The organism is Moheibacter sediminis (assembly GCF_900176425.1).
Taxonomy (GTDB): Bacteria; Bacteroidota; Bacteroidia; order Flavobacteriales; family Weeksellaceae; genus Moheibacter; species Moheibacter sediminis.
The window spans coordinates 48,643-68,027 of the sequence record NZ_FWXS01000002.1 but is presented as its reverse complement, the minus strand read 5'-3'; the positions used below and the strand labels follow the sequence as shown (position 1 = coordinate 68,027).

20 protein-coding genes are annotated in these 19,385 nt (G+C 34.5%); 12 read left to right on the top strand and 8 right to left on the bottom strand.

All coding sequences use genetic code 11. The features are described 5' to 3' along the window. Positions 1-65 precede the first annotated feature (65 nt). Complete coding sequence (locus B8977_RS03220) at positions 66-578, bottom strand: hypothetical protein (RefSeq protein WP_084016117.1); 513 nt, start codon at positions 576-578, stop codon at positions 66-68. A gap of 105 nt (positions 579-683) precedes the next feature. On the opposite strand from B8977_RS03220, the gene B8977_RS03215 reads away from it, so the two are divergent. The 4 genes from B8977_RS03215 to B8977_RS03200 all read left to right on the top strand — a co-directional run bounded on the left by B8977_RS03215 (position 684) and on the right by B8977_RS03200 (position 4,170). Further along, complete coding sequence (locus B8977_RS03215; RefSeq protein ID WP_084016115.1) at positions 684-1,187, top strand: DUF6438 domain-containing protein; 504 nt, start codon at positions 684-686, stop codon at positions 1,185-1,187. 58 nt (positions 1,188-1,245) lie between these two features. After that, positions 1,246-1,785 carry a hypothetical protein gene (locus tag B8977_RS03210; protein ID WP_084016113.1) on the top strand — a complete coding sequence of 180 codons (540 nt, stop codon included), beginning with the start codon at positions 1,246-1,248 and terminating at the stop codon, positions 1,783-1,785. Positions 1,786-1,883: 98 nt separating this feature from the next. Beyond that, positions 1,884-3,185 carry a 30S ribosomal protein S12 methylthiotransferase RimO gene (gene rimO, locus B8977_RS03205; protein WP_084016111.1) on the top strand — a complete coding sequence of 434 codons (1,302 nt, stop codon included), beginning with the start codon at positions 1,884-1,886 and terminating at the stop codon, positions 3,183-3,185. 76 nt (positions 3,186-3,261) lie between these two features. Then, positions 3,262-4,170, top strand: coding sequence for an EamA family transporter (locus B8977_RS03200; RefSeq protein WP_084016109.1), 909 nt, complete (start codon positions 3,262-3,264; stop codon positions 4,168-4,170). Between the two features lie 103 nt (positions 4,171-4,273). On the opposite strand, the gene B8977_RS03195 is transcribed toward B8977_RS03200, so the two are convergent. After that, the gene (locus B8977_RS03195; protein WP_143736295.1) at positions 4,274-4,705 is read right to left on the bottom strand and encodes an Hsp20/alpha crystallin family protein; all 432 of its coding nucleotides are present in this window, start codon (positions 4,703-4,705) and stop codon (positions 4,274-4,276) included. A 210-nt stretch (positions 4,706-4,915) separates the two neighbouring features. Between B8977_RS03195 and B8977_RS03190 the strand changes: the two genes are divergently transcribed. Continuing rightward, on the top strand, positions 4,916-6,028 hold the full coding sequence (locus B8977_RS03190) for a T9SS type A sorting domain-containing protein (RefSeq protein WP_084016107.1): 1,113 nt from the start codon (positions 4,916-4,918) through the stop codon (positions 6,026-6,028). A 25-nt stretch (positions 6,029-6,053) separates the two neighbouring features. Here B8977_RS03190 and B8977_RS03185 read toward each other — a convergent pair whose 3' ends face one another. Genes B8977_RS03185 through B8977_RS03175 form a run of 3 tightly spaced genes read right to left on the bottom strand, consistent with a single transcriptional unit; the run spans position 6,054 to position 8,777 of the window. Further along, on the bottom strand, positions 6,054-6,821 hold the full coding sequence (locus B8977_RS03185) for a TatD family hydrolase (RefSeq protein WP_084016105.1): 768 nt from the start codon (positions 6,819-6,821) through the stop codon (positions 6,054-6,056). Next, positions 6,811-7,803 carry a GSCFA domain-containing protein gene (locus B8977_RS03180; protein ID WP_084016103.1) on the bottom strand — a complete coding sequence of 331 codons (993 nt, stop codon included), beginning with the start codon at positions 7,801-7,803 and terminating at the stop codon, positions 6,811-6,813. The genes B8977_RS03185 and B8977_RS03180 overlap by 11 nt, the downstream gene beginning before the upstream one ends. Next, positions 7,803-8,777, bottom strand: a complete 975-nt coding sequence (locus tag B8977_RS03175; protein WP_084016101.1) for a polyprenyl synthetase family protein — start codon at positions 8,775-8,777, stop codon at positions 7,803-7,805. Before B8977_RS03175 ends, B8977_RS03180 begins: the two co-directional genes overlap by 1 nt. A gap of 155 nt (positions 8,778-8,932) precedes the next feature. Here B8977_RS03175 and B8977_RS03170 point away from each other — a divergent pair, with 155 nt between their 5' ends. The 4 genes from B8977_RS03170 to B8977_RS03155 all read left to right on the top strand — a co-directional run bounded on the left by B8977_RS03170 (position 8,933) and on the right by B8977_RS03155 (position 13,680). Then, positions 8,933-9,640 (top strand): YebC/PmpR family DNA-binding transcriptional regulator, encoded by a 708-nt coding sequence (locus B8977_RS03170; RefSeq protein ID WP_084016099.1) that lies wholly within the window; start codon positions 8,933-8,935, stop codon positions 9,638-9,640. Positions 9,641-9,725: 85 nt separating this feature from the next. Further along, complete coding sequence (argS, locus tag B8977_RS03165; protein ID WP_084016097.1) at positions 9,726-11,495, top strand: arginine--tRNA ligase; 1,770 nt, start codon at positions 9,726-9,728, stop codon at positions 11,493-11,495. A gap of 207 nt (positions 11,496-11,702) precedes the next feature. Beyond that, complete coding sequence (locus B8977_RS03160) at positions 11,703-13,001, top strand: aminopeptidase P N-terminal domain-containing protein (RefSeq protein ID WP_084016095.1); 1,299 nt, start codon at positions 11,703-11,705, stop codon at positions 12,999-13,001. A 103-nt stretch (positions 13,002-13,104) separates the two neighbouring features. Continuing rightward, positions 13,105-13,680, top strand: a complete 576-nt coding sequence (locus tag B8977_RS03155; RefSeq protein WP_084016093.1) for a Crp/Fnr family transcriptional regulator — start codon at positions 13,105-13,107, stop codon at positions 13,678-13,680. A 324-nt stretch (positions 13,681-14,004) separates the two neighbouring features. Here B8977_RS03155 and B8977_RS03150 read toward each other — a convergent pair whose 3' ends face one another. After that, complete coding sequence (locus B8977_RS03150; protein WP_084016091.1) at positions 14,005-14,256, bottom strand: type B 50S ribosomal protein L31; 252 nt, start codon at positions 14,254-14,256, stop codon at positions 14,005-14,007. Positions 14,257-14,471: 215 nt separating this feature from the next. Between B8977_RS03150 and B8977_RS03145 the strand changes: the two genes are divergently transcribed. Then, entirely contained in the window at positions 14,472-15,839 is a 1,368-nt protein-coding gene (locus B8977_RS03145) for a hypothetical protein (protein ID WP_084016089.1), read from the top strand. Here B8977_RS03145 and B8977_RS03140 read toward each other — a convergent pair. Together B8977_RS03140 and B8977_RS03135 are read right to left on the bottom strand one after the other, a co-directional pair. After that, the gene (locus tag B8977_RS03140) at positions 15,836-16,417 is read right to left on the bottom strand and encodes a phosphatase PAP2 family protein (RefSeq protein WP_084016087.1); all 582 of its coding nucleotides are present in this window, start codon (positions 16,415-16,417) and stop codon (positions 15,836-15,838) included. The genes B8977_RS03145 and B8977_RS03140 overlap by 4 nt on opposite strands. Before the next feature lie 18 nt (positions 16,418-16,435). Beyond that, positions 16,436-17,521 (bottom strand): M42 family metallopeptidase, encoded by a 1,086-nt coding sequence (locus B8977_RS03135; RefSeq protein WP_084016085.1) that lies wholly within the window; start codon positions 17,519-17,521, stop codon positions 16,436-16,438. A 142-nt stretch (positions 17,522-17,663) separates the two neighbouring features. Between B8977_RS03135 and B8977_RS03130 the strand changes: the two genes are divergently transcribed. Both B8977_RS03130 and pfkA read left to right on the top strand, forming a co-directional pair. After that, positions 17,664-18,308, top strand: coding sequence for a DUF4294 domain-containing protein (locus B8977_RS03130; protein WP_245828415.1), 645 nt, complete (start codon positions 17,664-17,666; stop codon positions 18,306-18,308). Positions 18,309-18,376: 68 nt separating this feature from the next. Then, the gene (gene pfkA, locus B8977_RS03125; protein ID WP_084016081.1) at positions 18,377-19,363 is read left to right on the top strand and encodes a 6-phosphofructokinase; all 987 of its coding nucleotides are present in this window, start codon (positions 18,377-18,379) and stop codon (positions 19,361-19,363) included. Positions 19,364-19,385 lie beyond the last annotated feature (22 nt).

Genomic DNA, 19,385 nt, shown 5'->3' with positions numbered 1-19,385 from the left:
AGAGGATAAAAAAATTGGTGGGATATAATTTTTTTTTTTTAATTTTTAGGAGATTTAGAAACTCACTATTGTTTCTTCAATACAGCCTTTTGATAATTTCCAACTTTATGATTTAACACAAAAGGAGAATCTTCAGTCCCTTTACCTGTTTTATCTTCGGATTTCAATTGTGTTGAATAAAATTCTACCAAAATGTTATCTTGATTGAATTCATAAGAATTGATGATTAGCGAATTTTCAATTGAAAAAGAACCTACAAGCCTGTTTCCTAAAAGCATTTGAAAAAGTACAATGCCATTCTTTTCATCGATTTGCCATTCATTTTTCTCAGAATTTACAGGTTTCAGTTCATATTTTCTGATATCGCCATCACCTATTAGATAACCGATTTCCCATGACCAGGTTTTATCATCGATTGGAAAAATTTTCAGCTGCATTTCTAAAGTCTGAACCGGTTGATCGGACTGAGCTGTATAGATATTAAGTTCTCCTTTCCAGATACCTTCATGTGATTGGGGGAAAGTTTGTGCAAAAGAAATTGAGCTAATGAATAGAAAAGTGATAATGAGTGATTTCATTATATAAAAATAAATAAAAATCGGGCATTATCAATAAATCTCAATTCCATAATTAATTGGATTGATTTTTGGTTATTTGATGTAAATTATTTTAAATAAGAGACTATGAAAAGGTATGTGACTTTATTGATTTATATGATGACCTTTGGGACATTCATTTCATGCGGAACAAATAAAACTAATGATTCAAATGCCGAAAATAAGTACAAAATTGAGCGAATCGAATATTTTACCTCAGCTTGTTTTGGGACTTGCCCGCAATTTAAAATCGAGATAGAAAAAGACAGAAAAGCTGTTTACACGGCTGTACGTTTTAATTTTAGTCAGGATTTTGATTCCCAAAGCCCGGAAGGCATTTTTACAGGTAAAATCAATGAACAGGATTATAATTTAATCTTAAAAAAACTGAATGATATGGATTTCCCTGTACTTCAGGATCGCTATAAAGTAGATTATACAGATGCCCAAACAGGAAATCTCAAAATCACATACAATGGCGGTCAAGTAAAATCTATCACGGATTATGGGATGCGCGGAACGCCTGAATTGCAGGAGGTTTATGAGCTGTTTTTAGAATTAAGAGAAAGTCAGGATTGGGTGAATAAATAAATTTTCTTAACATTTTGCGAAGTTGATTATATTTGGGTTTCTAAAACTAAATATAATCATGAAAAAATTATTTTTGATATTATTTTTAATTCTTTCTTTTTATTCCTTTTCACAAAATGTAGAATCTTCAACAAGAAAATTTATTGATGAAGCTCAATTTACACAAATAAACAAGGATTGGAATACCATGGCCGAATTTCAGTCAGGTATTGGTGAATATGTCAATTTTTTCCCAATAGAAGTTATTAATCTTAAATCTAATGAAAAGGTAAAAGCACTCCAACTTGATATGTATATTAAGAAACCTGAAGTATACAAAACTGCTTGGGTTGGCTTAGATGAGATAGATGAATTTATATTCTTTATAGAAAAAAATGTTATTCCAAATCTTGACTTAAAATTTAAAAAGCAATCAACAGAATATATATTTAAGTCTAAAGAAATGACTTTCTCTTATTTAGTTGATGAAAAAAGAAAAAGAATTTCTATTACATTAAATAATTATGATGGAACAGGTGTTCCTAATTATTATTTCTGGACAGAAACGCAAGTAAATAAAATTCCAAATCTTTTAGAGGTTTTAAAACAAATTAAATAAAATTTATACTTTATATTTTAATTAAGACAATTCTTTCTCTAAAATCCATTTTCTAGATTACTTACCGTAAATTTGCACTTCGAATTTTCAATTTAATTATGCGTACAAAATCCACGGGAAGAAAACGAATCAACATCGTCACGCTTGGCTGTTCTAAAAATGTTTATGACTCTGAAGTTTTGATGAGCCAGCTCAAAGCCAACGGCAAAGAGGCGGTACATGAAAAAAAGGGAGAAATCGTGGTGATCAACACCTGCGGTTTTATCGACAATGCAAAGGAGGAATCTGTGAATACCATCCTGGACTATGTACAGCAAAAAGAAGACGGGATTGTGGAAAAAGTTTTCGTGACAGGATGTCTTTCTGAGCGTTACAAACCAGATTTGGAAAGAGAAATTCCCGATGTGGATCAATATTTCGGGACACGTGATTTGCCTCTACTTTTGAAAGCTTTGGGTGCAGATTACAAACATGAGTTGGTTGGCGAAAGGCTGACTACTACTCCACGCCACTATGCTTATCTGAAAATTTCGGAAGGCTGCGACCGTCCTTGTTCGTTTTGTGCAATACCGCTGATGCGTGGTGCACACAAATCTACACCTATCGAAGATTTGGTAAAAGAAGCAAAACATCTTGCCAAAAACGGAACGAAAGAATTGATTTTAATTGCCCAAGACTTGACTTATTACGGTCTTGATATCTATAAAAAACGTGCACTTGCTGATTTGTTAAATGAATTGGTAAAAGTAGAAGGAATTGCGTGGATACGTCTGCATTATGCTTTCCCGAGCGGATTTCCGGAGGATGTTCTGGATGTGATTAATTCAGAACCTAAAGTTTGTAATTACATCGATATTCCTTTGCAGCACATTTCTACCGATTTGTTGAAATCTATGCGCCGCGGAACTACTTTCGAAAAAACAAATGCTTTGCTGGATAAATTCCGTGAGAATGTGCCGAATATGGCTATTCGTACGACTTTGATTTGCGGATACCCGGGCGAAACGGAGGAACATTTTCAGGAAATGAAAGAATGGGTGCGCACGCAGCGTTTTGACCGATTGGGCTGTTTTACATATTCGCACGAAGAAAATACACACGCTTACGATTTGGAAGACAATGTGCCACAGGAAGTGAAACAACGCCGTGTCGATGAAATCATGGAAGTTCAATCTCAGATTTCTTGGGAATTGAACCAGGAAAAAATTGGGAAACAATTTAAGGTTTTGATTGACCGCAAAGAAGGTAATTATTTTGTAGGAAGAACAGAATTTGATTCTCCTGATGTGGATAATGAGGTTTTGATCGCAGCGCAAGACGTTTATCTTTCTATAGGGGAATTTGTACAAGTCGAAATTGAAAGCGCGGAGGAGTTTGATCTTTTTGGGAAGTTGATTTAGACAAAGGATACAAGACGCAAGTATCAAGATTTTTTTGTTCTTGATTCTTACTACTTGATACTCGATACAAAAACAAGTGAATTCAAAATACTATTTATCAGTCGTCGTGGCTTTCACGATTTGGGGACTTTTTAGTTTAGTCCTGAAACCGTTGAGTGCTTATTCATCGGTTGATATCTTGCTTTACAGGATGTGCCTGGCTTCGATTTTTATTTTGTTTGTAAGCTTTGTCGTAAGATGGAAAATCACGAAAGCAAACATTATACTTTTTAAAAGCTTTAGCTTCAAAGAGCGTTTTGATATTGTTTTGACAAATCTTTCAAGTGCAGGTTTGCTTGCGCTGAACTGGTTTTTGTTCATCTATGTTATGAACCATATCAGTGTAAATGCCACTTCCCTCGCCTATCTTATCTGTCCGATTTTGACGACGGTACTTGCATTTTTCATATTGAAAGAAAATTTATCGGTCAAACAAAAACTCGCCATCAGCATCAGTATTGTAAGCTGTTTAATGCTTTCTATAGGACATTTGATGGATTTGGTTTACAGCATGATCATCGCGCTTTCGTATGCAATTTATTTGATTTTACAGAAACGCAACAACCAATTGGATAAATTTTTCACACTTACCGCACAAATCGTTTTTGGCTCAATCTTGCTTTCACCATTGTTTTTTACCGGAAATGAAAGTTCGATTGAAAAATCTAATTTGTTTTACATTTTAGTAATTGTAATTGCGATTGTCTTTACCATCATTCCGATGTACTTAAATGTTTTTGCATTGAAGAAATTGAATTCTTCGGTGGTTGGAATTTTCATCAACATCAATCCGATTTTAAGTTTTTTACTGGCTGTTTTGTATTTCCACGAAAAGGTAAACTTAGTTCAAGGAATTGCTTATACTTTGATTTTCTTTTCGGTTTTGTTATTTAATCTGGATGCTTTACAGGGAAATCTGAAGAAAAGATTTATAAAATCTACATAATTCTCCCGTGGATTTTACAGATTTTTGCTGAGTTATTTTAAAATAAAATCCTGCAGACTCTCATCTGCAGGACCTTAACAATAAATGATAATGAAAAAGTAATCTATTGCACCGTAACTTTCGTTACAGTCTCTTTGATTTCTTGTTTAGGCAAGGTTACAGTTAAGATTCCTTGTTCGTAATTTGCCTGTATGTTTTCGAGTTGAATGGTGTTTTTCGGTAATGCAAAATTTCTTTCAAACTTTTGAAAACCAAATTCTTTTCTAGTGTAATTTTCAGTTTTTTCTTCTTCTTGTTTAGTTTTCGAAACGCTCAATTTCAAAATTCCTTCTTTGATTTCCAGGTTAAAATCTTCTTTGTTCAATCCCGGTGCAGCCAATTCCAATTGGTATTCAGTCTCGTTTTCTTTGATGTTGACAGCAGGCGTTGAAAAATGTCTTTTAAATTCTGCAGGTCTGTTCCAATTGTTTTCGTTCCAAAGATTTTCCATCAACCCACCAAATAAATCAGGATTTTTTCTCATTAAAGTATTCATATTCTATTTTTTTTAATTTGTTATACTTCCTTAAAATCAATTAGCATTCCGATTGGAAAAACAATGAAAACAACTGACTTTTTGTCTTAATTTTAATTATATGTTAAAATAATTAAGACATTTTGTCTGAATTTGTATTGAAATTTAATTTTAAAGTCTGACAATTAATTCCTAACTTCGGTTCGGCTAATCATTAAATACCATTTAATTATGAAAAAAACTTTACTTCTTAGTTCTATTTTAATCGCCGGAACCTTTGTGAGCGCACAAGACATCACTGCTGTAACCGGCTTGACAAAAGGAAAAATTGAATTCAATGATTTCAGAAAAATTGATCTGAATAATCTGAATTCATCAAACATCTTACTTTCAAAAGCAGATAACCTGAATTTGATTTCAGAAGCTGGAAAATCTTGCAATTGCGGGAAATACATTGCGGCGATGACCACAAATACTGCAGGGGATATTTTCTTCATCCCGATGACACAAAGCCGTTTGATGACTGTAAATACAACTTCGAAAAGCGGAACTTTCAAAGAAATTGAAAAATCTTCATTAGATACAAAAGATCAGGGAACTTATTTCGCACGTATGACGACTGCGGCTGACGGTTTCATGTATGCTTTGAACAACAACGGAACTGAATTGCTGAAAATTTCTCCAAGCGGAAATGTTCAGAATTTAGGGGCTTCAAGTGGATTCATCGCTGAAATGAAAAAGCTCAGCAATGAAACACATGCTTTCGGAGGAGATATGATTGCTGACGCTTTTGGTAATTTATATGTAATCAGTGCGGCAGGAAACGTTTTTAAGCTGAATCCAAATAATCAAAATGCTTCTTTCGTTGGTAAAATCAAAGGTTTGCCTGAAAATTATACTGTAAACGGTGCGGCTGTTGCAAAAGATGGAAGCGTTGTATTGGCTACGACTTCTGAATCAGGATTTTATACTTTGAATTTCGATTCTTTGGAAGCTAAATTTGCTTCGAATTATGATGTTCCTGTTTATGATCTTTCAAGTCCTTATTTGTTGAAACAAAATGTGGCTGATAATTTAAGCAATTCAAGCTACAGCTTGTATCCTACAATCGTGAAAGCAAGCGAGCTGAACATCGTTTCTAAAGTAAATGAATCTACAAAATTAGACATCACAGTTTGGAATTTAAATAACAAAATGGTTTATTCTAACTCAGTTGCAGTCCAGTCTGTAGGTGATTTCAAAGTAAATTTAAACGGTTCATTACAACCAGGAATTTACATATTGAAAGCAGTAAACCAAAACGGTGCAGAAGTAATCAATACCAAATTTACTTTGGTTAGATAATAGACTACTTTTTGTCAAGCATAGCTCAATTTTCAAATACAGACAATGCGTTCTGTGAAGTCAATTGAGCTATTTCTTTTTCAGAAATCTGGTAAATGTCAACCAACTTTTCAACCACATTTTTCAGATAAGCAGATTCATTTCTTTTTCCACGATAAGGAACCGGAGCTAAATAAGGAGAATCTGTTTCCAGAACAATATGTTCGAGCGGAATTTCATTTAAAAACTGATCTATTTTCCCATTTTTAAAAGTAACTACTCCTCCTATTCCCAATTTCATATTGAAACCAATGGCACGCTCCGCTTGTTCTTTCGTTCCTGTAAAACAATGGAAAATTCCGAAAAGTTTTTCGTCTTTTTCTTCTTCCAGAATTTCAAAAATTTCATCAAAACTTTCGCGGCAATGGATCACAATTGGCAATCCTTTTTCTTTTGCCCACCCAATCTGAGTTTTAAATGCTGTTTGCTGAATCCCTAAAGTAGTTTTGTCCCAATACAAATCAATCCCGATTTCTCCAACTGCTGAAAACGCTCTTTTATCTAACCAATTTTTCACATTTTCCAATTCATCCAAATAAGTTCCAGGCTGTACAGAAGTTGGATGCAAACCCATCATGAGATTCATTTGTTCAGGATATTTCGCTTCCAAATCAAACATTTTTTGTGTGTAAGACGAGTCGATAGCGGGCAGATAAAATCTTTCGATTCCAATAGAGTTTGCGCGATGAATCATTTCATCGCGGTCATTGTCAAATTCATCCGAATAAAGATGTGTATGTGTATCAATCAGCATTTCTCATTAAATTTTTTAATATTTCTTTTTCAGCATTGAAGCTGCCTTTGGGAAATCCGGTTTCGGTTTGTTCAATTTTTTTCATTGTGTTAAACAAGAATGTTTTATATGCAATCGAACTCGTGTTCATCGGTCTGTGTGACAATGACGAATTGATTTTTTCAGCTACCCGGATTTTGATAGAAGTTTCTTCTGTAAAATATTTTTCTGAAAATTTATCCCAAATGTATTCAATCGCCATGTCATTCGGATGAATCAAATCTTCTTTGTAAAAACGATAATCTCGTAAATCGTCCATCATCAATTCATAAGCAGGAAAATATTCTACATTTTCATATTGTGAAATCAAATCATGTAAGTTTGAAATCAACTTGGATTTACTGATGTTATTTTCAATCACACCGTCTTTGACATGACGTACAGGACTGATTGTTGTAATGATTTTCGCATTTGGATTGATATCCAGAATGAAGTTAAAACAATTCCTCATTGAAGATTTTATCTGTGCATCAGTCAATAAAACTTTCTCAAAATGCTGCCCCGGAACTTTGTGGCAATTAGCAACAATCAAGTCCAATTGTTTGATTTTGTAAACCCTTGAAGTTCCGAAAGTCAAAATGAAAATGTTTGCATTTTGAATGAATTCATTGGCTTTTTCCAACTGAGAATTAATGCCTTCCAAAGTCGATTTCATCGAAGTTTTATTGAAAGAAGTATGATGGTCCCAACTGAAAAACAACTCATCACGGTTGAAAATTTCTGATTCGGCGTAAGTGACGTTGGAATGAATTCTAGCCAAAGCGTTTTCCATCGCAACAGGATGAAACAAAGTGCCAAAAGGATTTTGGAGAATTCTGAATTTTCCTAAATTTAATTTATCTCCAATGGCATCCACAAAACAAGAACCGATTCCGAGGATTTTATCGTTGTGAGATAATTTCCATTTCGATTCGGGTAAAAAAAGTTCAGTTCTGAATTGCATTAGATCTGTCTCTCGATAAGGGATGAAGCCAATTGTCTAAGTTGTATTTTTTTCTCTTCAGAGGCAGAAACTTTGTCCAGGTATTCCATTGACTTTTTGGTATATTCTGAAATTAAATCCATAATTGCATGATCCACTTTCAACATACGGAAAATCTTTTCTACCGCATAAACTTTATCGACATTATCGGTTTTCATGCTGTACCAGAATTTCAATTCATCTATTTCTTTTGGCCCCGCTTTCTCTAAGGCTTTGATAAATAAAATTGTTTTTTTATTTTCGAACACATCACCTGCATGAATTTTACCAAAATCCTGCTGACCAAAAACATCTAAATAATCATCTTTCAACTGAAATGCAATTCCAAGGTTTTTCCCAAATTCATATAAATTATGGCAATCTTCCTCACTTCCATCTGCAATCAAAGCGCCTATATTGAGAGAAGCTCCCATCATGACACCAGTTTTGAGGGTAATCATTTTGATGTATTCTTCATATGTAACAACTTCCTGTGTTTCAAAATTCATGTCATATTGCTGACCTTCACACAATTCAACTGCAGTTTTAGAGAACAATTTCGTTACTACTTTAAACTTATCGGCAGGCAAATCTTCGAACATTTCGTAAGCTTTGATAAGCATCGCATCCCCGGAAAGAATCCCCACATTGGTATTGTATTTTATATGAACGGTCTGTTTACCGCGTCGCAAGGGCGCAGCATCCATGATATCATCGTGCATCAAAGAAAAATTATGAAAAAATTCAATCGCCAAAGCAGGCTTCAAAACATCTTCAACTTTTCCATCAAAAACATAAGAACCCAACATCACAATAATTGGACGAAGCCGCTTCCCTCCTATGCTCAAAATGTAATCGCATGGTTCATACAATTCTTTCGGCTCCCATTCATCGAATGAAAATTCTTCTAATGCCTTGCTAACTATTTCCTGATATTCCTCTATAACACTATTCATATAAACGGTATGATTTCTTAGTGGCAAAGATAGCGCATAGGATTTTGAGAAATTAAATGTAACCTTGAAAAATTTATTAAAAATTCTTATCAATAGTTTTTTAAACATAATTCTTCAAAAACAATTAATTTTGCAACGCTTAAAATCAAAATGAAATGGGAAGAGCGTTTGAATTCAGAAAAGGAAGAAAAATGAAACGTTGGGCCACGATGGCCAAAGTTTTTACCCGAATCGGGAAAGATATTGTAATGGCTGTGAAAGAAGGCGGTCCCAATCCGGAAGCCAATTCACGTTTGCGTGCAATCATTCAGAATGCGAAAACGGCCAACATGCCGAAAGAAAACGTGGAACGCGCCATCAAAAAAGCATCGGACAAAGAAACTGCCAACTTCAAAGAAGTTTTATTTGAAGGTTATGCCATGCACGGAATCGCTGTTTTAGTTGAAACTGCCACAGACAACAACAACAGAACCGTTGCCAACATCAGAAGTTATTTCAACAAAACCGGTGGAAGCTTAGGTACACAAGGTTCCGTTGAATTCATGTTTGACCATACTTGTAATTTTACTGTGAAAGGTGAAAATATGGATGTGGAAGAATTGGAATTGGAATTAATAGATTTTGGTGCAGAAGAAGTTTTCGAAGACGAAGGCAACATCATGATTTATGCTCCTTTTGAAAGTTTTGGGTCTCTTCAGAAATATTTTGAAGAAAACAATTTCGAAATCCTTTCGAGTGGATTTGACAGAATTCCGCAGGTCACCAAAGAATTAACCGAAGAACAACAAGCCGATATTGATAAACTTCTTGAAAAAATCGAAGAAGACGATGACGTTCAGAATGTTTACACGACAATGGCATAATAAAAATTATTATAAATTATATATTTTGAATTAAAAATGAGAATGTTTCAATGCATTCAAAATTCAAAATTTAAAACCCAATTAAATGAATCTCAAAAAACAAGTAATAGAAATCGTATCAAATTCAATAACCGAAATTTATGGAATCACTCCGGAAAGGATTGAAGTCCAAAATACACGTAAGGAATTTGACGGAGATTACACGCTTGTTGTTTTCCCATTGATTCAATTATTGAAAAAGAAACCTGAAGATATCGGAAATGAAATCGGAGAATTCCTGAAAGCAAATGGGAACATCAAGGATTTCAATGTGGTAAAAGGTTTTCTGAATTTAAGTTTTGAAAATCAGTTTTTACTAAATGGAATCATTGAAAATGCTGAAAATCCTAAATTTGGTTTTACACCAAAAACAGATGATTCTTCTTCGGTAATGGTTGAATATGCTTCGCCCAATACCAACAAACCGATTCACTTAGGTCACATCCGAAACAATCTTTTGGGTTATTCCGTAGCACAGATTTTTGATGCAGCTGGATTCAAAACACAGAAAATCCAAATCATCAACGACCGTGGAATACATATTTGTAAATCGATGTTAGCTTGGGAAAAATTTGGAAACGGAGAAACACCGGCATCTTCAGGAATCAAAGGCGATCATTTGGTTGGGAAATATTATGTTGAATTTGACAAACATTATCGAGTTGAAATCAAAGATTTAGTTGAAAAAGGACAATCTGAAGATGAAGCTAAAAAGAACGCTCCGTTATTTCTCGAAGCGCAGGAAATGCTCAGAAAATGGGAATCCGGAGACCTACAAGTTCGCTCGCTTTGGGAAACTATGAATGGTTGGGTTTATGATGGATTTGGAAAAACTTATAAAAGATTAGGCGTTGATTTTGACCATTACCAGTACGAAAGCAATACGTATTTATTAGGTAAAGATTTAATTCAAAAAGGAATTGAAAAAGGTGTTTTTTACCAAAAAGAAGACGGTTCAGTTTGGATTGATCTGACGGAAGACGGTTTGGACGAAAAACTCGTTTTGCGTTCGGATGGAACTTCGGTTTATATCACTCAGGATTTCGGAACTGCGGTGGAAAGATTTGAAACTTTTGACATCGATAAATTGATTTACGTTGTCGGAAACGAACAAGATTATCATTTCAAAGTTTTGTTTTTAATTCTTAAAAAATTAGGTTACGATTGGGCACAGACGCTCGAGCATCTTTCTTACGGAATGGTTGATTTGCCTGAAGGGAAAATGAAATCACGCGAAGGAACAGTGGTTGATGCCGATGAATTGATGGAAGAAATGCACCAGACCGCGAAAGAAATTTCTCTAGAATTAGGAAAACTGGATGATTATTCTGATGAAGAAAAGGAAAAACTCTACGAAATCATTGGAATGGGCGCTTTGAAATATTTCATTTTAAAAGTAGATCCTAAAAAACGAATTTTGTTTGATCCGAAAGAAAGTGTAGATTTCAACGGAAATACGGGACCTTTTATTCAGTATGCTTTTGCTCGAATTCAATCTATACTGAGAAAGGGAAAACCGCAAAATTTTGATTTGAATTCAATTGAATTGAACGAAACTGAAAAAGAAATCATTCGTCATTTGAACAATTACGAAGAAACGATTCAAAAAGCTGCGGCTGAGTTGAGCCCGGCTTTAGTAACGAATTATACATATGATTTAGTAAAACATTTTAACCATTTCTATCAAAATTATACAATTTTAAAAGCTGAGGATCAAAACATTAAAAATTTCAGATTGTACTTGGCTTTATGGACAGCAAATGTAATTGCATCTTCATTTAATTTATTAGGAATTAACGTTCCGGAAAAAATGTGATAATATTCACTTAATTTTTGGCTAAAAGTTTTGTGGTTAAAATAATTTGTGTAAATTTGACACCATAAAAGCTAATAGCTTTTTCATAGGTTTAGGTTGGTTAAGGTTAGCACCTCATTCTTACGAATGAGGTGTTACTTTTTTATACCTATTTTAACTTGCATTACCATTTCATCTTTCATACATTTGTTTTCATAAAAATCAGTTATGACTACAAAATACGAACAGATATCCTCTGACCTATTCATCAAAAACAGACAAAAATTTACTAAAGAATTAAAACCAAAATCAATCGCGGTTTTCAATTCAAACGATATATATCCGGTAAGTGCCGACAGTACGCTGCCTTTTAATCAGCACCGAGATATTTTTTATTTATCAGGAATTGATCAGGAAGAAAGTATTTTAGTTATTTTCCCGGATAGTTATGAGGAAAAACACAGAGAAATCCTTTTCCTTCGTGAAACAAATGAACACGTTGCGATTTGGGAAGGAGCAAAATTAGATAAGGAACAAGCTTTTGAAGTTTCAGGAATTAAAACGGTTTATTGGTTACAAGATTTCCATAAAGTGCTTTATAAGTTATTGACCGAAGCAGATAATATTTACATCAATATCAATGAACATTACCGTGCAGAACGTGTAGTTGAAACTCGCGAAGACCGTTTCATCAAAACTTTGAAAAATGATTATCCGGCACATAATTATTTGCGCAGCAATCCGATTTTGCAAAGACTTCGTTCAATCAAAGAACCGGAAGAGATTGAGTTGATCCAAACGGCTTGTGACATTACTGAAAAAGGATTCAGAAGAATTTTATCTTTCACAAAGCCAGGTGTTTGGGAATATGAAATCGAAGCGGAATTTGCACATGAGTTTTTGAGAAATCGTTCGAAAGGTTTTGCATATACGCCAATCATAGGAAGCGGTTACAGTTCCAATGTTTTGCATTATATCCAAAACAATCAGCAGTGTAAAGACGGCGACATTTTGCTTTTGGATGTTGGAGCTGAGTATGCAAATTATTCATCTGACATGACCAGAACGATTCCTGTGAATGGGAAATTCAATGAGCGACAAAAAGAAATTTACAATGCGGTTTTGAATTGTAAAAATGAAGCAGAGAAATTGTTGGTTGCTGGAAATAACTGGTATGATTACCACAGAGAAATGGGCAAAATCTACACTTCTGAATTACTTGGTTTAGGTTTAATTGACAAAGCAGACGTTCAAAATGAAAACCCTGAATGGCCTGCTTACAAAAAATACATGATGCACGGAACTTCGCACCACATGGGATTAGATACGCATGATTATGGTATCTTATCCGATAAATTTGTGGAAGGAATGGTGTTTACAAATGAGCCGGGATTCTATATCCCTTCGGAGAATTTAGGAGTCAGAATCGAAGATGATTATGTGATTCAAAGTTCGGGTGCGCCAATCAATCTGATGAAGAATATTCCTATCGAAGTTGAGGAGATAGAAAGCTTGATGAATGCTTAAAAATTGAAGTTAATTTCAATATGTCATTCCGACGAAGGAGAAATCTTATTTATTTTAGATTTTTAATTAAATTCCATTCAGAATGACAAAATAAATATTATCAATGTCAGGGATTTTCAAAGCACATTTAGAAAAATTTATCCAGGTGAGTGAGGAAGATTTCCCTCTGATTCTGGATTATTTTCATGTGTTAAATGTGAGAAAGAAAGAAAATCTGCTAGTGGAAGGAAATGTTTGCAAGTTTCATTATTTTGTACTGGAGGGTTGTCTGCGGAAGTTTTTCATCAATGAGAAAGGAACGGAACAAACGACTGAATTTGCAATTGAAACTTGGTGGATAACGGATCATCTTGCTTATGAACATAAGCTTGTGACGGATTTCTATATACAGGCGGTGGAAAAGTCAGTCGTTTTGGTGATCAGCCAGGAAGCTCAGGAGGAATTGCTGATAAAGTTTCCGGAAATGGAAAGATATTTCAGATTTGTTTATCAGCGTGCGTTTGCGGCAGCTCAAAGGAGATTGAGGTATTTATTCAATTATAGTAAAGAGGAGTTTTACCATAAGATGGTTGAGGCCCAACCAGCGTTTGTGCAACGGATACCGCAATATCTGATAGCTTCTTTTCTTGGATTCACACCGGAATACCTGAGTGAGATACGGGCGAAAAGTCTTTCGTAAATAAAATTGAAACGCTTTTACGAACAAGTAATTTGGTATATGTTTTTTGATTTTATAAAACTCGACGAATTATTGATAATATTAAGGGCTTAAAATTATTATAAAACCCTCGACTCGCACGAGGGATTGCAAGGGCGCGACTGAAAGAAGCGGTACGAAATGCAATGAAGTACCGAAGCGAAGCGGAGCCGTGAAAAGCCCGACCGACGGGATGCCTGCTCAAAGGGCAGCACGGCGGACGTGCCCTAATATTGAAAAAAAAAATTGATTGCATAAAAAAAGTCCCGCAAAACGGAACTTTTTTATTATGAACAAATCAAAATCTTACTTTTGAAATTTTGAATACTTATTTTTGAATTTGTCGATACGACCTGCTGTATCTACCAATTTTTGTTTTCCTGTGTAGAAAGGGTGAGATGTACTTGAAATCTCCATTTTGATCAATGGGTACTCTACACCATCGATTTCAATTGTATCGCGTGTGTCAGCTCCAGAACGAGTGATGAAAGTTTCATCATTACTCATATCTTTGAATACAACTAATCTATAATTTTCGGGATGAATTCCTTTTTTCATAATGTTTATTTTTTGATTCGCAATTTCCACTTCCTACCGTTTCCATTGCAGTTAACTTCTCATTTTGAGTGTGCAAAGATAAAAATAATTCTGAATTACAAAATGATTTATAGATTTTTATTTTTGTAAAATTAATATTTTTACGCGAAGTTCGAAATTCGAAGTTCGAAATTCGTTTTTTTATGTAGTTTTGTTCGAATTAATTTATTGAAATTATGCAAATACGTTCCCTTGTAACCGGCGCAATATTATTACTAATTATAGGAATCACTTCATGTCGTGATGATTTTGATTTTGATCCGGCTTCTGATGAATTAGGATTTTCTACCGATACGATTTCTTTGGACACCATTTTTAACCATACCAATTCTCAGACTTACAAATTTACGGTTCACAACCGTCAGAACAAAGATGTTGAAATTCCAAGGATCTATTTGTCGCGTGGCGAAAGTTCTCTCTATAAACTAAATGTTGACGGTATGCCGGGGTATGCATTTGAAAATGTTCCTGTAAGAGCCAAAGACAGTATTTTCATTTTTGTGGAAATGGCTGCAGGCGAAGCACCTGTAAATCCTTTGTATGAAGATGAAGTAGTTTTTGAAACTACAAATGGTTCGCAAAATGTGAAATTATTGTCTTGGATTGAAAAGGCTAAGTTTTATATTCCTGAGCAAGGACAAACTGATGTGTTAATCACTGAACCAAGTTGGGATAATTCTGAATCAAGAGTAATTTTTGGGAATGCCGTTGTAAATAACAACCTAACTATACAAGGTGGAACAAGAGTTTATTTTCACAATGGTGCAGGAATGACAGTTAATGGAAATCTGACCGTCAATGGTCAACTCGGAAATGAAGTCCGTTTCAGAAGTGACAGACATGACGAACGTTCGGACTCTTTACCAAATATGTGGGGGGAAATTAAAATTAAATCTCCTAATACAAGTATTTTAAATAAAATCGATTACGCAATAATAAAAGGCGGAAATATCGGATTGGAAGTAGAAAATTCTAGATTGGAAATTTCAAATACCAAAATCTTAAACAACGAATCTATCGGTTTATATGCAAAAAATGCTAACATCACAGGATACAATCTTGTAATTAATAATAGTAATATTACAGCTTTAGGAATTGAGGGTGGAACTTATGATTTCAGGCATTGTACTTTTGCAAATTACCACAACATTGGACAAGGAATCGGAAGTAATCATAGCTTAGTTTTAAGTAATGATGGAGCTTCAATCACGCAAGCAAATTTCTATAACAACATTTTTTATGGACGCGCTTCAAATGCTATAGTTTTTGACAGCGTTGGAAGTGGTGCTTTCATTCATGATTTTAGAAATAATTTAATAAGAAACGACTTTGGAGATTTAACTTTTCCAGCATCCAATATTACTGAAGGAGATCCTTTATTTGTAAACCCTGGATTTGGAACTAATGATTTGAGATTAAAAATTGATTCTCCTGCTGCTCAAAATGGTGATATTGGAAATCAAGGCGTGGATCAAGACATTTTACAAATTGCAAGACCTAATAATCCTACTTTAGGAGCATACCAACAAACAGTAACGCCTTAGATAAATAACTGCAAAACAGAGCCACAAATCGCTCCGATTATAAAACCGCACACAACCTCCTGGGTTGTGTGTTTTTTTAGTACCAATCTTGACCAAGCAATCATCAACACAAAAATCCACCATAAAATTCCTGCAATGGGATTTAAATTAAACAACAAAAATCCCAAATAAACATTGACCGCGACGTGCAATGAACTTTTGATGAAATAATTCATCGCCTGCATAATCAGCAATAAAATCGTCGCAAACAGAAAACTGTAAATCAAATCTTTGGATTGATTTGTAAACATCAAAATCAGATTTACCAAGATTAACAAAGGAAGAACCAAAAAGTAAAACTTTTTTCGTTCATTTCTATCCGAAACATCGAAGCTTTCTATTTTTTCTTTTTTAAGTTTTTTGGTCAAATTAATCAAAACCGGAATTTGAATAATTCCAATTACCAAACAAGAAATAAACAACGCATTTTTTAATGGCTGCGTCTGAAATAAAAGAAAAATAACAACAAATGGGACAGTCACCAGCGGATGTCCCATTGTCGATATTATTTTTGCAAATGAATTATTTTTCTGTGTCATTTCGAAGCACGAGAAATCTTAGAAATATTTAAAATTCTGGCCCTCTTTAATTTTTTTTACAGACTCATACATCAATTTAATGGTATTTTCCACATCATTTTTATCAACCATTTCTACAGTCGTATGCATATAACGCAAAGGCAAAGAAACCAAAGCCGACGGAACGCCGCCATTGCTGTACGCAAAAGCATCGGTGTCAGTTCCCGTTACACGGCTGCTTGCCGCACGTTGGAAAGGAATTTTATTATTTTCAGCAGCTTCTATGATCAATTCTCTCAAATTATTCTGAACCGCTGGCGCATAAGTAATTACCGGTCCGTCTCCACATTTTACTTCGCCATCTTTGATCTGGCTCATTTTCGGAGTAGAAGTATCGTGGGTAACATCAGTCACAATCGCAACATCAGGCTGAATGGTTTTGGTAATCATTTCTGCTCCGCGCAATCCAACTTCTTCCTGAACAGAATTTGTAAAATAAACTCCAAAATCGATTTTATCTTTATTTTCATGAAGCAGCCTTGCAACTTCCGCAATCATAAAACCTCCAACTCTATTATCCAAAGCCCTGCAAACAAAATACTTATCATTTAAAATCATGAACTCATCCGGATAAGTTACCACGCATCCAACATGAATTCCCATTTTTACAACTTCTTCTTTTGAACTTGCGCCACAGTCAATCCAAATGGTTTCTATTTTTGGAATTTCATCACGTTCTCTATCACGCACATGAATCGCCGGCCAGCCAAATAATCCTGGAACGATCCCTTTTTTGGTATGAATATTCACACGTTTTGAAGGTGCAATTACTGCATCTGAACCACCATTGCGGATTACGTACAACATTCCTTCTTTTGAAATATAATTTACATACCATGAAATTTCATCGGCATGCGCTTCTAAAATAACTTTATATTTTGCTTTCGGATTCAAAATTCCGTAAGCCGTCCCGTAATTATCAGATCTAATTTCGTCAACATAAGGTTTTATATAGTCAATCCAAGCCAATTGCCCGGCGGTTTCATATCCAGTTGGTGAAGTAGTATTTAAATAATTTTCTAAAAACTGAAGTGATTTTTTAGAATAAAATTCTTTTTTAGCCATTGATTAAAATTTCGACAAACCTACATATTTTTTTAACCAAAATGAATTTCAATATTTTCCGGTAATTAATTTATCTTAATCTAAATTCTCAATTAGTTAACAATAAGACAAAATAGGAACAATTTTTGATTATATGCGGTTTATGAATTTTAAACTACTCCTAATACTTATTATTTTATTTCCTTGTTTTATTTTTTCGCAGGTCGAACCACAAAAAGAACAAGAATTACAAAAGGAATTGGCAGAAATGGATTCTATAACTGAGGATGATTTGGCTGCTTTTGATACCATTCAGCTGAATAATGCAGATTTATTTCATTTAAATTTAAAATCAGATTTAGAAAAAAAATATTATTTATGGCTCCGCAAAAGGGTTCGGGATGTTTGGCCTTACGTAAAAGTTGCAGTTGAAGAATATAATTTCATAGAAGAATCTTCAAAAGAATTTAGCAGTAACAGAGAAAAAAGAAAATTTGTAAAAGAAAGACAAAAAGTGCTGGCAGATGAATTTGAAGGAAAATTGAAAGATTTATCACGCTCCAGAGGTCAGATTTTAATCAAATTAATCCACAGAGAAACCGATAAAACATCATTTCAAATCATCAAAGAGTTACGTGGCGGTATGAACGCATTTCTTTGGAATTCAGCCGGAGGCGCATTTGATTTAGATTTAAAAACACAATTTGACCCACACAAAACCAGAGAAGATTTATACATAGAAGTGATTTTGGAAAAAGATTTCCGTACCGGAAGATTGGAACCCATTCAGGAAATAGAAAAAAGATAACTTTATCCTAATAATTTTATTTAACAATCCCTATTTATTATATTTGTAAATCAATTTTCAGCTAAAAAGTGGCAAAAAAATCTATCAAAAAAATAGGGGTTCTAACTTCAGGAGGTGATTCTCCCGGTATGAATACTGCCATACGTGCAGTTGTTAGGGCTTGCTCGTATTACAACATTCAATGCATCGGCATCAAGGAAGGTTATCACGGATTGATTAATAATGATATGTCAGAACTCGGACCTCGCTCCGTAAAACACATCATCAACCGTGGCGGAACTTTTTTAAAAACTGCACGGTCACAAGAATTCAGAACGCCGGAAGGACGAAAAAAAGCTTTTGAAAATTTCAAATTAAATGAATTAGATGCTTTAGTTGTAATTGGTGGAGATGGCTCATTTACAGGTGCTTCTGTTTTTCATAAAGAATTTGAAGTTCCGTTTATAGGAATTCCGGGAACCATCGACAATGATATTTTTGGAACAGATGCTACGATTGGATATGACACCGCGCTGAACACTGTTATAGAAGCGATTGACAGAATCCGTGATTCTGCTACTTCCCACAACCGTGTTTTCTTTGTGGAAGTAATGGGACGCGATGCAGGTTTTATAGCATTAAATAGTGGAATTGCTTCAGGTGCCCAGGATATTTTAATTCCTGAAAAAAAGGACAGCTTGGAAGAATTGCTTCAAACTTTAGAAAGGTCACAACAGGCAGGAAAAAATTCAAGCATCATAGTAGTTGCAGAAGGAGAAGAATTAGGAAATGTATATGATTTGGCAAAAGCCACCCAAAAGAAATTTCCTGAATACGATATTCGCGTAACAGTTCTGGGACACATACAAAGAGGCGGAAGTCCAACCTGTCAGGACAGGGTTTTGGCTAGCCGTTTAGGTGTCGCGGCTGTTGAGGCAATTTTAGAAGGGAAATCAAATTTGATGGCGGGTTTGCGTTCCAACAAAGTAGTTTATACCCCCATAGAAGAAGCCATCAAAAAACACAATCAAATAGACGAAGAACTCATAAAAGTAGCTAAGATTTTAGCAATATAATAACCTTAAAACAAAAACAAAA